This is a genomic window from Cobetia sp. SIMBA_158 (genome assembly GCF_046566945.1).
Taxonomy (GTDB): Bacteria; Pseudomonadota; Gammaproteobacteria; order Pseudomonadales; family Halomonadaceae; genus Cobetia; species Cobetia amphilecti.
This window is the reverse complement of record NZ_JAWJYL010000756.1, coordinates 1-252: the sequence shown is the minus strand read 5'-3', so window position 1 is coordinate 252 and position 252 is coordinate 1. Positions and strand designations below refer to the sequence as shown.

General features: G+C 38.9%; 1 protein-coding gene. It reads right to left on the bottom strand.

Annotated elements, in window-relative coordinates; translation table 11 throughout:
* Nucleotides 1-119, bottom strand: a 119-nt coding sequence (locus R2R70_RS21835) for a twin-arginine translocase TatA/TatE family subunit (protein ID WP_410979173.1), incomplete at its 3' end; no start/stop codon positions are given.
* Nucleotides 120-252 lie beyond the last annotated feature (133 nt).

Sequence of the window (252 nt, the reverse complement as noted above, 5' to 3'; positions counted from 1 at the left end):
CCCTTAACAGCACCGCCTAAGTCACCCCCCATTCCGCGTAATTTTTTAGTACCAAAAAGAAGTACAATGATTGCCAAAACAATCAATAATTGCCAAATACTAATGCCGCCCAATCCCATGGTTCTCTCCAAATAATAAAATGATTAAATGTATATTTTAAATACTAATTATACGCCCTAAACCGTAAATAGCACTTTGTTTATGTGTGTCGCCATGCCGCAATAAAACACGCGGCGGAACAGGTTGCTGTAA